Genomic DNA, 14559 nt, shown 5'->3' with positions numbered 1-14559 from the left:
ACTTGGACTTTTGCCAAAGCAGTTGTCAAAGCAACAAAAGGAGCGTTCCCTAAGGTATTAGCAAAAGACATAAAAGCATTTCCGTTTCCTGCTATACCTCCACCACCTGAAAAAAAATTATACCTGCCAAGCTTCAAAAACCTGGCAGGTAGAGATAGAAGAATAATCTCATAAAATCCCTGATGAGACAGCCCCTATATTTTAGCAGTATAACCCGCCAGTCCAATTAATCTTTAATACCTGGGTTAATAATGGTAAACTTGCGCTCAAAGGTAACCCGATTGCTACCGGGCAAACGATAACGAATGACTGCTTCGTAGCTTCCAGTACTGATGCTCGGAAAAGGCGTAGTGAGTATACGGTCAATCCACGGTGCCGAAGTGGTCAGCTTAAGCGCAGCAGCTTTGTATACTAAGTCCATATAATCGCGTTGCACCACCGAGGGTATATTAAAAATGAATGCTCCCCGGTAATGCGCGGGTTTGGTTGCCTGCAATGTTTCTTCAGAAAGTACGGTTTGCCAGTTTTTCTGATTGATAAACATCGCCTTGAACGGCGGTATACCAAAGGGCTTCACGCTGCGTTCCAGCCCCACCCTTGATAAGTTTTGATAAATCAAGGGATTGATCACGTTTTGATACCAAGGCGTGTTGGCAATCAACGCTTCCAGCTCAACAAGTGCTGGTTTGCCTCCTTCTCCAGCAATCTCAAAAAGGTCAAAAGTTTCTTTACCCGTATAAGTAGCCCCTAACACGTGTACACTGGTAGCAATTGGCCAGCTCCAGCCCGATGTACGGGTCAAGGCGTTGAACTTATCGGCAAAAGTAGCATAGGCACTCGTACGTACCGGAGCATTAAAGATGTTTTTCTCCTTAAGTACCGAACGACTCCCTTCCAGTTTTTTCGAGGTCACCGATACATTGGCCGAGTTGTTTTTCTTTACTACGTTGGTTACATTTTCATCTACTCTGGCGGCTTTGCCTTTGGGTATATTTACAATTTGCCAGTGATATACTACTTCTTTACTCAGGTCTTGTGGAATAGCAAAGTTAATCCGAACATTTGCCCGGTCATATACAAAAGGTAGTTCTTTGAAAACCTTGGGGTTATTGGCTGCCACAAAACGCAACTTTTGGTCGAATAAACTTTGGGTTTTTTCGTCTGCCAGCAAATCGGGGCGCCCTTGTTTGAGCTGAATATAGCCCTGGCTGGTTTCTCCTACATGAAAGTTTAACTGCTGGATCACTGGGTAGCTATAGGCAATGTTTTGGCGGGTAATGTGGTCAGGGGCTTTGCCCGTTTTAAACTCCATGCTTTTCTTTTCTACTACCCCCGCTACTGGTTTCCAAACACCTCCGGTGCCCTCTTCAAAGCTTACCTGTACTTCGGCATTCATTACCTTTTCGGAAGGTAAAATATCTTTGGGTACAAAAGACAACGCGGTGTGGTCTTCGTTCCACTCTATTTTGCCCTCAATCGCCTGCCCAGTAGTGCGCGCAGTTACTTTAAAATAATCGAGCTTGACCCGGAATCGTTTCAGCTTATCTGCGACCGGGTCTTTGAGTTCAAAAGTTTTGTTTACGGCCAGGTTGAAGGTAGCCTGAGGGGAGGTGAATACACCCACTTCGGGAGTACCTGCTGCGGGGCTTACATCGCTTATAATCTCGACACCATCGAGGGCACTACCACCTACTAATTCACACTTTTTGCCTATTTCAAGCTCAAACTTACAGCTACCTTTGATCAATCCTCCCAAAATGCTGAATCGCCCTCCTACAATTCCCCTGATCCATACTGGGTTGGGCAACTGCGCCTGCATCAGTGCGGCAAGCTCTCCCTGAATGATAGGGAAGTTACCCTTTTTGAAAGGTAAGTTTACCCTGATGCCAATTTCTCCCTCAAAAAAGCCATATACCTGCCCTTGCGCGTACCAATTATTGATTCCCACTCCTCCGGGGCGTCCTTTACAACTGACCCCATCTCCATATTTTTTAAGCATCACATCAAACCCCAACCCGGCAGCAAAACGGGCATAAAACATCAGAAAGCTCATATTGCCTGTGTCCATGCTAAAGTTCGCCCCGAAAGAAAAACCTTTGCCCGCCAACATAGCGGCATCGTCTCTTTGGGTGTTGTATTCGCTTTGCAAACCCAAAATACGGATTACGTTTTCGGGTGGGGCAGGCATTTCGGGAATGTGGTCGCCTACCATAAAATAAGCTCCGGTTTGAATTACTCCCATGATATTTACTCCAATACGACGCTCGGGGGTACCAATGTGTACATACCAGGTATCGGGGGCAAAGTGAAAAACAGCCTCTCCTCCTCCCTTAATTGCTCCACCTGCCACATTGATATCTACACTCAGATTGGCGTGTAAAGTACTGTTGGGGATATCGAAATCAATGCGTGCTACCGCCCTGATAGCGCCATTGCCAGATGCACTGTAGCTGGGTTGAGCACCCCCTTTACTTTTGCTGGTGAGTTTTGACAACAAACCACCAGAAGCTTTGTTGGCTGCTTGCTCCATTTTAGTAATTTCGGCAGTCATCTTTTTCATTACCCCTATATCTACCTCGATGGTAGGGGTAGCAACGTCCAGCCTTGCATCAAAACCAATTTTACGCAACCCTCCATTACGGTTAAAGGCAATCTCAAAACCTGCTTCGCCATTATAAGTACTAGGATTGGGTCCCATAAGCATCACACTTGCTTTGATGCCCAAAAAAGTGGCTTTGTCAGGTTCGTAGCTAATGCCCGAACGGGTTGCCCCCAATTGGTTGCTAAAGTTAGAGTTGATGGCACGTTTCATATGGTAATAAGCTCCCCCACCGAAGCCTCCCAATTGAATGCCATTGGCGACGAGCGGAATACCAGGGGTAAAGGTAGCCAGGGCATCGGCAAACCAATAGTTAAAACCGCCTACATTGCCAAACATAGCCGAAGCTTTGACGTTAATGCGCATTTTTGATTTGCCGAAGGCTGCCTGAATATCACCCCGAAAACCTCGACCATAGAGGTCGTTATTTTTATAAAACTGAAGTCGCCCGGCAAGCCGGAAAGCCCCCATGTCTATATCAATGCCAATTTTGTTGAGTTCTACGTCTTCAAATACAGGGACTTGGAAACCCAAAGGGGTATCCTCTAAACGTCCATAAATAGTCCCGTAGGCTTCTGCACCAAAACCATTTTTTCCTTGCACGAAATTTACTTTGCCCCCTACCTGCAAACCAGTTTGCCCCAGGCGTTCGGCTTCGCCTTCGATAAAGCCAATTTTTTCTAAAGTAAAAGTAAAACCGCCCAGCTTTTGAGTTTTGCCTATACTCCCCAACGACATAGCCCCTACGCTCAGGTAAGGCGCCTGGGTTTGAATAACCATACGTTCAAAATCTATGTCTTTCATTTGCAGGGTCTTGCTGAATTTTTTTCCTCCAATGTCAGTAAATTTACCGTTGAGGGTGGCGCGCGCCAGAAACTCACCATTTTGCACACCTAACTCCAGCGACGAAGAAGGCAATACTTCCATTTGCGCTACCCACAAGCCAAGTTTCATGTTTTTGTTATAGCGTACTTGTGCTACATAGTCTCCTGCATCGGGGTTGATAATGACCGTGTAACCAAGGTAAGCACTTGGGTCGTCTTTGCTAATGGGCAAGCGAACTTTGCCTCCAAAGTGGGCGGCTCGCAATTGGGTGGCTTCCATTTTCACATAGAACTGTTCTACCGAAAAAGGCCACTTGCCCATTTTACCCTGCCCTTTAGCAATGATGTTGGTACCGCTTATTTCTCCAGTAAAACCTTGTTTGTCGATGAGGGCATTTTGGGCAACTATATACAAACCAGCAGAGGAAGCCTGGTTGTTGTCGGTCTTTTTAAATTCGGGGGGTAGGTATAACCTAAACTCTTTGATAGACAAGCCTCGCCAAAGGGGGCTGTTGCCGTCGGGCAGGTAGCTTTCAGCGTACCCCGCCGGAAACTGTTGTCCGGCGGCGTTGCGTTCATCGCTGAGGTCGAGTACTGCTTGTTTTACCACAAAACCAAAGCGGGGCAAACGAGCCGCCTGAAAACGTTGGGGTAGGTCTATCTCCAGCAAAATATCGTTCCAACCCCCTACTACAGCGTTGAAACTTCCTTTGACCCTGTTGTTGGTGTCGGGATCTCGTTTGCCAGCGGCGGTTTCGGGCACCAATACATTCCGAGAAAACTCCAATTGCCCTTTTACCCCCATATTCTTGAAACCATTGCAATCGAAGGTAACAAAGGTGCCATCGGGGTTTTGGGCTCCCAAAGTTGAATTCTCAAAAGTGAGAATATTGTCGCCAAACTTCATCGGAAAGTCTACCAATAAGCCAATGCGTCCCTGCTGGAAAGCACCACCCTGGGTAAAGCCTACCTGCCCCCAAAAATAGAGCGCACGATCTTTTCCCTGACTGTCTTTGCTTTCGGGTATGGGCAACTTCATCGATACCTGGATATAGCCATCGCCTTTGCGAAAATGAACCCCATGTAGCACCAGGGTATATTCTTTACCACCAATTTCTCTTGTGACACCCTGTGGAAGGTTAAGCTTCACGAGTTCGCCGCTGGTAATGGTTTTGACAAACAAATTCTCTTCAGTCACCTTCTTAAGATCAGCTTCTATTTTGTTCACTATTTTGCGCACCGAATCGGTCATCGGTCGTTGAAGCCGTTGCTGATATAAGGCGTGCATGTCTACACTTTCTATCGGCAAGGCTTGCAAGCCATTGAGCCCGGCAAAAGAGCGGGTACTGCCCAATTGGTAGTTTTTGGGGAGCGGGGGTGGCTTTACCAAAGCAGGTGTTTTGCCACTGACAATGTGGGAGGGCTTGAGCACTATAGTGGTGTCAGTCCGCAAAGTATCATTTGCCCAAGTCACCATCGACAAAAAGATGCTGAACAAAAAGACAAGTACACTTAAGGGAAACGATTGCCCTTTGTTTTTCTGTAGGATTTGTATTTTCATAACTCTTGATCAAGTATTTGATATTTCAAGTAAATAGTTCGCTTGATAATGCTGAGAGCTTGTTTGGGGCTCATCCTTTGGCGAAGGATTTGTTAACCCTCAAACCGTTCGCCAAAAGCATTCATTCTTATTTATTTCACCACCACCTTCAACATTTTCTGGCTGGTAGGAGTTTGCACCCTCACTACATACACCCCTTGGGTCATTTCGGGGATGTGGAGCGACCAATGGTAATCGGTTTTCCCACTGCCTTTGATCGGTTGCTTGTAACGCCAACGGTTGCCCGACGAAATATTGAAAATCTCTACCGATACCGGGGCCGCTTGCGCCAAAGAGACCCCAATGTTTACCTTGCCACCAGTCACTGGGTTAGGTGATACCTGGGCGGTGATCTTTTGGCTTGCCTTACCAGCCTGGGCAAAACGCTTCCCTTCGGGCTTGACTACCGTTACCTGGCGTTCGAACACGTCCTGACAACCCCCCAACGAGGCATATAAACGCACCGTATAGGTTCCTTCTTTGGGAACGAGTAAATGTTGCTTAGGATTGGTCACGGTGCTTTCCAACAAGAACACGTCTTGATCGAGCCCCTCGATGTCCCAAAATAGGGTGGTAGGTGCCGGGCGGCAAATCTCTATCAGCACTACTGTATCGCCTACGACTGCGTCGGAAGGCATTAGAAAATCAGCCTCGAAAGCGTTCGCCGAGTTTGCCAGCTTGTACTCACCGCTGCCACTGCAACCTGCGGTGGTGGTCACGGTTAAGAAATAAGTATCCGCGGTGTTTATGGTCACTTCGCTGGCGGTGCTATTAAAATTCCCACTCGCCGAAGTCCAGGCGTAGGTAGCAATGGTGTTGCCCGCCGGAATGGTCGGTTTTAAAGTCACACTTTGTCCAGCGCATACTGTGCTGCCTATCCCCAGGTCTACGCTGATTGGCAGGGGGTTTTGGAGTACAAAACCTGCTTGTCGAGTACAACCCTGAGCATCGGTCACTACTACGGTGTAGGTGCCCGCACCGAGGTTGTCAAAAGAAGTGGCTCCCGCAGTCAGCCCCTGGTCCCAGGCAATTTGGTAAGGTTCAGTGCCTCCACTGATGGCAATTGCCAGAGCCCCATTGGTTCCATTATGACAAGTAGGGTCTTGGCTCGTTTGACGGGTAATAAGCAAAGGTTCGGGACCGGGCACGAGCACCCGCTCGAAACGGATACAACCCTTGGCGTCCTGGGTCTGGAAATCGTGGTAACCCTTGGCTAGACCACTAAGCTTTAGGGTAGTCGCATCTTGCCAGGCAATCTGCCCGGTTTCACTGCTGTTTACCCAGTTCACAGTAATCGGAAACTCTCCAGCTACGCTAAAAGTAGCCACACCGTCTTTGGCTTCGGCACAACTCACCGGGGCAATGTTTTGGTTGGTCACCGTGGCAGCATCAGCGTTGGATAGCTGCACCACCTGGGTCACCGAACAACCCAAAGCATCGGTTACAATCATTTCATAGGCGCCCCCTTCGGCATTCGTCAGGCTCGCCGAAGTGCTCCAGGTTTTTAAGGTACCCAAAGCTGCTTCGTATTTTTTCCAGGTGTAACTATAAGGCGTTGTCCCTCCGGTCGCTACCACCGTGGCGCTGCCGTTGGGCAAACCACAGGTAGCCGTGGTGATACTCGTAATGTTGGCTTCCAGTTGGGCGGGTTCAGTAATGGTAAAACTCAAGGTTTGCTGGCAACCTTTATGATCAGTCGCTTGAATGGTATAACTCGCTGCTGCCAAACCCCGCAAGGCAATCTGACGGTTGCTAGTCCAGTGGAACCAATCGGTTTCGGCATAGGGTGCCCCATTGACCAGGATGGTATAAGGCTGGGTGCCCACGTCGTTGCCCCCTTTGGCTTCAAAAATATATTCCCCGTTGTAGCCTCCGTGACAACTGACGTGGGTAATTTGCTGCTGGGTCAGCGCAAGCGGCAATGGTTCTTTGATCGTGACGATCGTACTGATCGTACAGTTTTCGCCGTCACGGGCATACAGGGTATGGTCGCCTGCGGCAAAGCCACTAAAGGCCGCTGATGCCTGAAAGTTGGTGCCGTCTTTGGAATAGGTGTACCCACCCCAACCCCCGGCTACCGCCAGGCTCAAACGGCCATCGTTGCCCCCGTGACAAGACACTGAATCCACCGTAAAAGAGGCCGTTTCAAAGGCAAAAGCCACCGCAGGTTCGTCTATAGTGGTAGCCGTTTCATACCAGCCCCCGGTTACAAAATTGTGGCAACCTTTGCTGTCTTTTACCCGGAGCGTGTAGGCACCCGCCGGGCGGTTATCCAAAGTAGCCGTGCCTTCAGTCGCTCCCAAAGTAATTTCTCCGGTAATGGCAGTACCAGTTCCATCTACCCATTGAATGGTGTAGGGCTTGACTCCACCACCAATAGTAGCGGCAATGCTTCCGTTGCTTTCACCTTTACAGGTCACCCGCTCCGGAGTAAGCGTGGTAGTGAGCACGGCGGGTGCCTGTAGTTGAATGGGCAGGCTAATGTACTCGCAGGTTTTGCTGTCCACTATTCGAATGCTGTAATTGATGCTTCCCCCCTGGAAGTTTACCGGGCGTAAACCCGTAAACAAAGCCGAAACGCCCGTTTGGGTGGCTATCTTCGAGCCGTTTTCGTTAAGTTCTATACTGTAACTGCCGTTGCCTCCCGTCACATTGTCTACCCTGATTTGTCCGTCTTCACCATCGGCACAAGTAACGTGGTAGGTAGCAAAACGGAGTACTGGGGTGATCGTTGCCGTCAAAGTTTCCGGGGCAGTAAGGGTCACACTGCCCAAGACCTTGGCGGGTTGGGGGCAGTTGTTTTGGCTGATTTCTACGCTGTACGCCCCTTCCGCCAGTCCGGTGAATACCACCGAATCGCCTACGGTGACCCCAGTAAGTGAGGTGGTACCAAAGCCCATAAAAGTAGGGGCGTTGACCACCGCTCCCTCTTGTTTGAGTACCAACGTATAAGCGGTATTGGGAGCGACGGCGTTGCCTGTGGTTACTTTTAGCCCCAGTCTTCCATCGCCACCACCCTTACAGGAAATGGCGTGGGTACTGCCCGTTTGTGGAATGCTTGCCAGAGTACCCGCTACGGGCACCAGGTTGGTCAGGGTTTGAGGGGTGGTAATGTCGTAGTTGCCTCCACTGCTACACGAGTGCTTGAGGGCAAAGGTATAACTGCCCGCAGGCAAACCAGTAAAGGTATGCCCTCCCGAAGCGAAAGTCACTCCAGTAGCGGTCGCGTGGGCAGTACTTGCCCCGTCTTTATAAGCTTCTATAGTATAGGTGCCACTCCCGTTACCTTGGGTAAACTTGACTTCGATGCTGCCCGTGCCCCCCTCACAAATAATGGGTGCCAAAACTGCCGAAGTAGCCACCGTGGTGGGTGGATTGGACAAGGTAATGGCGCCAGGATTGGGCAAAGTAACCAAAGTATTGGCTCCACAACCCGATTCTCTAATTTCAAAATGGTAGTTTGCCGCATCGAGCCCGCCAAAGGTATGGCTACCCGGTGACAAATTGGGGCGGGTTTCTACCAAAGCACCATTGCGGTATTTTAAAATCGTGTATTTGTAAGTACCAGATTGTGCTGCAGCTCCCCCACCAGCCGTAAGTACAATTTGCCCATCGGCTGCACCAATACAACTGGGGTTGCGTCTTTGGGTGGTTTGCTCTACTAGAGTGACTGGGGAGGGAGATTTGACCCTAATAAAATACCTTTCCAGGCAATTTCTAAGTGCAGGACTCTGGCTTCTATCTACAGCCTCTATCATTAAGGTGTACTCTCCGGCACCTAATACATCTCCAGGGCTACCAAACGCATCATCAGGGAAAGTACTGGTTTGGGATGGATTAGGAATGTTTAAAGCAGAATTAGGGCTTTGTCCAGGTAAAACTTTACCAGATGCTAAACTATAATAATAATTTGCAGCAATGTCTTCATTAAATTTGACAGCAACCTTTGCTTTGAATTCATTCCGACAAACAAGGTGAGTGACTTCAATATTACCTTTTAATACCCCTCCTATTGTAATTGGTATAATGTCTTTTGTTCTCCAGGTATTGTCTTGATAGAATATATGGTTGCCCAAGTTGTCTTTGTATGCGTCGGGTGGCGTAGAAAATATATAAACGGGCAGTGCCCCTCCAAATGGAGCCACCAACTTGCCATAACGAAAACCCCTTGCCCGGTACAGCATATTTTGTGCGCTGGCTACTTTGGGCGCATTGACCACTAAGGAAGGGCTGGTGGTGTAAGCCGTGCCTCCGCTGGTGTTAGCAGCATCTGTCCAGGTAGCCCCTCCATCGGTAGATTGTTGCCAATGGTATTGGTCAATTCTGTCCTCATCTTTCGTTGGTAGAGACAAAATAAAACTACTCCCTGAACATACACTATTGTTAGGAATGGTAGGAACATACATCGACTGAGGTATCCACCGAAATGCAAATCCCCGGTTGCTACACCCATTGGTATTAAGTGGTATGATAGTTTGAGAATGAAGCACTCCTGCATCATAATCGGAGAGGGTGGTTACTTCGGCGGTATACTCACAGCCTCCATCTTGCACCAAAGGATCAGGGTAGAAATGCCCTTTGGAAATACCAGGTAATTTGTTTTCCCCATTGAACACTATAGTATAAGATTCGGAAGCACCTATGCCAGAGTTAGTGACAGTAATATTACCCGCAATTTGGGCTTGAGCCACAAACTGAATGCCCACTGAGAGTAAAAATAAAATAATAAAATGCCTGAATGTCGTAATTGTAAATTTCATGATGGATGGATTAAAATAGGTAATCATTGCATTGTTTGATCACACATAAAAAAGTAGAAGCCAGCAGTCAATACTAGCTTCTTGCTTTTCAATGCTTTTATTTGGCAGGGTCAAACTCCCACAAACCCACTCCGTTAAAGCTACCAGTTCTAATATAAGCCTTGCTTCCAATGACAAACACGTCAGAAAATATCCAAGACTTTTTAGAATTATCAGTTAGGGTTCTCGCTCTTTGCCAACTATCACTTGTAGGGGAGTATTTCCATAGTTTAGAGTTATCTAGACCAAAAGTGATGGTACTTGAAGACACAGATTCAGTCAAGTAGCCAATATTAGACACACTAAACGAGTGATTAACAAAATCTTTTCCTGGAAAACTTGCAACTGAAGTCCAAGTGTCATTAGAGTCATTATATTTCCAAGCTTTCTTATCTTTAGCTACAATATAAGCAACACCATTCAGTACAAAGTGACCTCTAAAGTTAGATGCTGGAAGATTATTTTTTTGTGTCCAAGTGTTTAAACTAACTTCCCACAACTCATTCGAGTCATGTTTTATTACATAGCCCTTACTGCCTAACGAAAAGGCAAAGTTTCTTCCGAACGAGATTGTTCCAGCAAAATCATTAAGTTGTGTCCAAGTATTATCAGCAGGCTTATATTGCCAAAAGTCCTTTTTATCCACATTGTTATCATCTGTACCCAAACCAACAAAAGCAATATCTTGCAAAACAAAAGCAACAGGTAAGGTTCTTTTCCCACCAGGGTAATTGGCTTTTTGCGTCCAAGTATCCGTAGCAGTATCGTATTCCCACATATCATTCAACCCTTTTGAGGTATTATATTCTGTACGTCCTCCTAAAATATAACCTTTAGTTCCTACACTAAAGCTTACTGCATCAGTTCTTGCCACTCCCCCAAAATCCTTTTTCTGTGTCCAAGTACCCAACAAATAAGTAAAATCAGTGGTAGAAGCAGCCTCTAGCCCTTTGATCGTTGCGGTGATTTTGTTGGCACCTTCGGTTACTCCGCTGGGTACTACTACTTTTATTTCGGTTTCGCTTACACTCAAAATGGTAGTAGCGGCGGTAGTGCCAAATTTAATGCTTGTTTCAGCGGTGGTAGCGTTGAAGTTCGTACCCTTGATGGTCACGGTATCGCCCTGCCCGGCTTCGGTGGGGGTAAACTCAGTAATGGTGGGGCTGTTGGTAGTGCTAAAGGTTTTATCTTCGCCGTAGACTGTTCCCTGGGCATCGGTGGCGTAGGCGCGCACGTGGTAGGTTTTGCCCGCAGTAAGCCCAGTCACGGCGTGCTCAAAAGCGCCTGCTTCAGACTTGGCTCCTAGAGAATGCTTGCCCGCTGAGTTGAGGTCAGGACTGGCGGTTTCACCCCAGACAAAACCGTGGTCGGTAATGCCTCCATCCCCTACGGTCAAAATACTTCCCTTGAGGGTGACCGATGTAAAATCTACCGAAGTAGGAATAAAAGTACTCAGGCTGGTCTGGGCAGGTTGTTGAGGGTCTTCCTCTTTTTTCTTACAACCAACAGTGAATAAAAATAAGGCTGCCAACAGCAAAGGCAATTGTTTTTGGATTAATCGCATGGAACTTAAGTAATTATCAATTAAGAATTAAGAGTAAGGATAAGTGACTCAAAAATAGCCAAGTATGTCTATTCAGTCACTTCGTTTAATTTTAAATTGGTGTTTGGTATAAAAAGCTTTCTTACAATTGATACCAAATCTTATGAACGGTTCGGACATTTTTTGGAAAAAAACTTCTAAAATACAGGCAAATATCGCCATTTAGGTGTAGTTGGACAAGGATGAAGCGCTTTTGTGGAAAGTAGGAGTGGTATTTTTTTCTAAAAGTAGGCATTAATTTGTTGCCATGCTTTTTTTTCTGGGGGGCAACCTGTCGAGGTAAGATTTTGAGGCATTATTTGAGTTTGAGTACGGTAGGTGATCGTTGTACGTTTGATGTCTTCTATTTTTTGTGGCCTGGATTGGTCAGTATAAGAGTGACTGGCTGTAAAACAAGCTTTTCCTTGGTGGTTATTAATCCCATATCCCCCTTTTTCGTTTTTGCGATAAATTTACCATCGGGGTTTTGTTGTGAGGTTTGGAGAGAAAAAAGCTGGGTGTGAGGGCTTGGCTTTGACTCTTTAACAATCAATGTTCTAATGCCTTTAAAACCGAGCTTTTCGCGAGCTCAACAAAGTTAATGTTTGTAGAAAAAAGGTATGCATTAAAATGTGCGCCAGTGAGGCTATTTTGACATGAACAATGACAGCATTTTATTATACTCCTTAAATAACCTATCTAATTCATATTCTTTATATTTCTTGGTATCTTCTATCTTAATAATCAAAGGTTTAAATAAATCAATAGGGACATGAACTTTTATCGCTCTTATGCTTGTAAAATACAATAAGTATTCTTTCTCACACCATAGCATATTATAAATTCGATAAAAAGGTTCTTCACTACTACTAATATTATCAGACAAATTTTGATAATATGTTGCCTTTTGTAAAAATGTTAATATTCTATCAGTAACAAGTACTGCTTGTTTTATGTATTCCAAATCCTGTTCATCCTGAAAATGAACCGTCAACATTTGTAAATAAGACTTCCTATAATCTTGTTTTTCTTTATCTGTTTTTAAAAGCCAATCTTTAGCCTTTTTTATTGATTGAATATGCATTAATTCCTCTGTATCATAATCATTGTAAGAGTAAATATCTGCGATTTTTTCCAAGTTTAGCATAAATCTACTTTTCTACGATTGTATATTTTCTGCCATATACAGGTGGCATATAATCAAACTGATGCTCAAAAGCATTTAGAAGTTTATTTTCTTCAATACTTTTTAATATAAATTTAGAACCACTTTTATGTAATACCTCTGCTTCAAATTCTGCATCAGAATATTTTTTGATATTCTTTCCATTTTTAGATTCAATAATAACCAAAGCTGCTTCTCCTGTTTTTGTATTGTTTTTTCTTGCAAACGTTCCTGCTGTCCCAATATCGCTGGATGTCGACACGAAATTTTTATAAGGCACCTCACCTCCTATTTTTAATTTATTTAGCATAGCTATTTCAGGCTTGCCTATGCCTCTATAATATTTACCGGGAGAAGATGGGGTTTTATCCAAACTTTTATTTAATAATTTCTCTAGTGCTAAAGTATCATCAGATTTAGAACCTTGGATTAGCGCATTATTAAATTTAAAATACGTTTCATTGGTATAAAACTTAATGCTTGTTTCTTCCAGTAAGGATAATTCTTTAGAATGTTTTCTAGCAACTGAGCCATTTTTGAATCCATCATAGATCTTTTTAAACTCTACATTTTTTAATAAATTAACCCAATCCTTATACCCAACCTGCTTAATACTTGCTACCTTTTGTAATTCCCCAATATCCTTTCTTAATGCAGTTTCCCCAGCTTCATCCAACACCCTCCACCCATCTACCAACTCAGGCTTTGCCTCAAATTTAGCCAAAACAGCATCTACATCCTTAAAGTCATCTAAAAACTTCGCCTTGTCATTGCCCAAGGCATTGATTTTATCTTTGAGTGGTTGACTGTTGGTGCGGGCAAGCAAATCATCATACCCATTGGCATTATGCACCAATACCCCAGCCTTCCCAACAAAATAATTGTGGTGCTTGGTGACCGAAAAATTGTAAACCCTGGCATTGGTATCTACCTTGACCAGACTATCCAATGCCAACCTGCGTGAACAGAACAAGTGTAAACTATCTCCCTGACTCAGATTACCTGCTTTTACCCATTTGCCCTCCAGATAAAATGGGTGGTTGGGGGTAGCATAGATTTGTTCGTCTCCTAGCTTAAGTAATACCAGTGAACTTGCCTTGAGTTGTACGGTAGAAGTCACCTGCTTCAATTCTTGCCTACCTGTTTTTTCATTATAGCTCCATACCCAATCACCCACTCGAACGTCCTCTATTTTTTTGTAGCCTGTACGAGTGAGGAGCTTGTTAATTTTGACGGGAATGTACCTGAAGAAATAACTATAGGAGATAAAAGCCTCACTGAAAAGGTAAAATTGATTGCTTTGCTGGATGAAGACGAAAAAAATGTAGTCTTCAAAGTGATTGATGCTTTCTTGACTAAAAAGAAGTTCAAAGAATTTTTTGAACAACAATTGGCTTCTTAAAATAACAAAACCAAGTACAATGACTTGGTTTTAACTATCTAACAATCAATGTTTTAATAAGACTGTTTTTCCAAAACAGGAATGCGAGTAGGGGCGACACTTGTGATTTAATATTGACCTGTATTCAACTATAGCCCCATTTGCGAGATTCCAATTTATTTTATATTGTATATATATGGAAACACTAGAAATCACCAAAGATACAGATATAAAAGAATACCGTCGTCAATTAATAGTACGTCTCTCAAAGCATGATTTAACTCAGGAAGAAATAGCTGATGTAGTGAGTTGTAGTCAAGGTTTGGTCAGTCAGACCTTACAAAACTATGCTACTGATGGGTTTTCTGGTATAGCCTCTGTGCCTCATAGCGGACCAACCTCAGGCTTAGATTCCTCAGACTTGGTAACACTTGAGCAATTACTATCCAAAGGAGCTTCTGACTATGGATATTCAGAAGATTACTGGGATCGCAGCCGTGTTCAAAAGTTAATTTCTTCTCATTTTGGTTTGGATTATTGTTTGTCCAATATTAGTAAGATTTTACAAAAAATTAGGTGGAGTTGAACTAAACCTGACACTTACTGCCC

8 protein-coding genes are annotated in these 14559 nt (G+C 44.9%); 2 read left to right on the top strand and 6 right to left on the bottom strand.

The genetic code is table 11. From position 1 onward, the window contains the following. Positions 1-226: 226 nt before the first annotated feature. The 6 genes from M23134_RS25635 to M23134_RS42245 all read right to left on the bottom strand — a co-directional run bounded on the left by M23134_RS25635 (position 227) and on the right by M23134_RS42245 (position 13746). A complete protein-coding gene (locus M23134_RS25635) occupies positions 227-4984 on the bottom strand; it encodes a hypothetical protein (RefSeq protein ID WP_002701155.1) in 4758 nt (1585 codons plus the stop codon). A 131-nt stretch (positions 4985-5115) separates the two neighbouring features. After that, a complete protein-coding gene (locus M23134_RS25630; RefSeq protein WP_002701153.1) occupies positions 5116-9783 on the bottom strand; it encodes a T9SS type A sorting domain-containing protein in 4668 nt (1555 codons plus the stop codon). Positions 9784-9880: 97 nt separating this feature from the next. Then, complete coding sequence (locus M23134_RS38890; protein ID WP_002701152.1) at positions 9881-11386, bottom strand: IPT/TIG domain-containing protein; 1506 nt, start codon at positions 11384-11386, stop codon at positions 9881-9883. A 382-nt stretch (positions 11387-11768) separates the two neighbouring features. After that, on the bottom strand, positions 11769-11957 hold the full coding sequence (locus tag M23134_RS41360; protein WP_002701149.1) for a hypothetical protein: 189 nt from the start codon (positions 11955-11957) through the stop codon (positions 11769-11771). A 93-nt stretch (positions 11958-12050) separates the two neighbouring features. After that, positions 12051-12542 (bottom strand): hypothetical protein, encoded by a 492-nt coding sequence (locus M23134_RS25620; RefSeq protein WP_157558646.1) that lies wholly within the window; start codon positions 12540-12542, stop codon positions 12051-12053. 13 nt (positions 12543-12555) lie between these two features. Then, entirely contained in the window at positions 12556-13746 is a 1191-nt protein-coding gene (locus M23134_RS42245; protein WP_232296835.1) for a polymorphic toxin-type HINT domain-containing protein, read from the bottom strand. Here M23134_RS42245 and M23134_RS42240 point away from each other — a divergent pair. Continuing rightward, complete coding sequence (locus M23134_RS42240; protein WP_045114335.1) at positions 13702-13971, top strand: hypothetical protein; 270 nt, start codon at positions 13702-13704, stop codon at positions 13969-13971. The genes M23134_RS42245 and M23134_RS42240 overlap by 45 nt on opposite strands. A gap of 175 nt (positions 13972-14146) precedes the next feature. Continuing rightward, positions 14147-14536 carry a helix-turn-helix domain-containing protein gene (locus tag M23134_RS25605; protein ID WP_002701143.1) on the top strand — a complete coding sequence of 130 codons (390 nt, stop codon included), beginning with the start codon at positions 14147-14149 and terminating at the stop codon, positions 14534-14536. The last annotated feature ends 23 nt before the right edge of the window (positions 14537-14559 follow it).

The sequence above is a fragment of the Microscilla marina ATCC 23134 genome (assembly GCF_000169175.1).
Classification (GTDB): domain Bacteria; phylum Bacteroidota; class Bacteroidia; order Cytophagales; family Microscillaceae; genus Microscilla; species Microscilla marina.
Note: the sequence above shows the minus strand (reverse complement) of the source record. Positions and strands in the feature narration are given on the sequence as shown.

What these genes read in the sequence shown, in the direction of transcription:
- M23134_RS25635 (WP_002701155.1), bottom strand. Translation starts at nt 4,984, where the DNA reads ATGAAAATACAAATCCTACAGAAAAACAAAGGGCAATCGTTTCCCTTA.
- M23134_RS25630 (WP_002701153.1), bottom strand. Translation starts at nt 9,783, where the DNA reads ATGAAATTTACAATTACGACATTCAGGCATTTTATTATTTTATTTTTA.
- M23134_RS38890 (WP_002701152.1), bottom strand. Translation starts at nt 11,386, where the DNA reads ATGCGATTAATCCAAAAACAATTGCCTTTGCTGTTGGCAGCCTTATTT.
- M23134_RS25605 (WP_002701143.1), top strand. Translation starts at nt 14,147, where the DNA reads ATGGAAACACTAGAAATCACCAAAGATACAGATATAAAAGAATACCGT.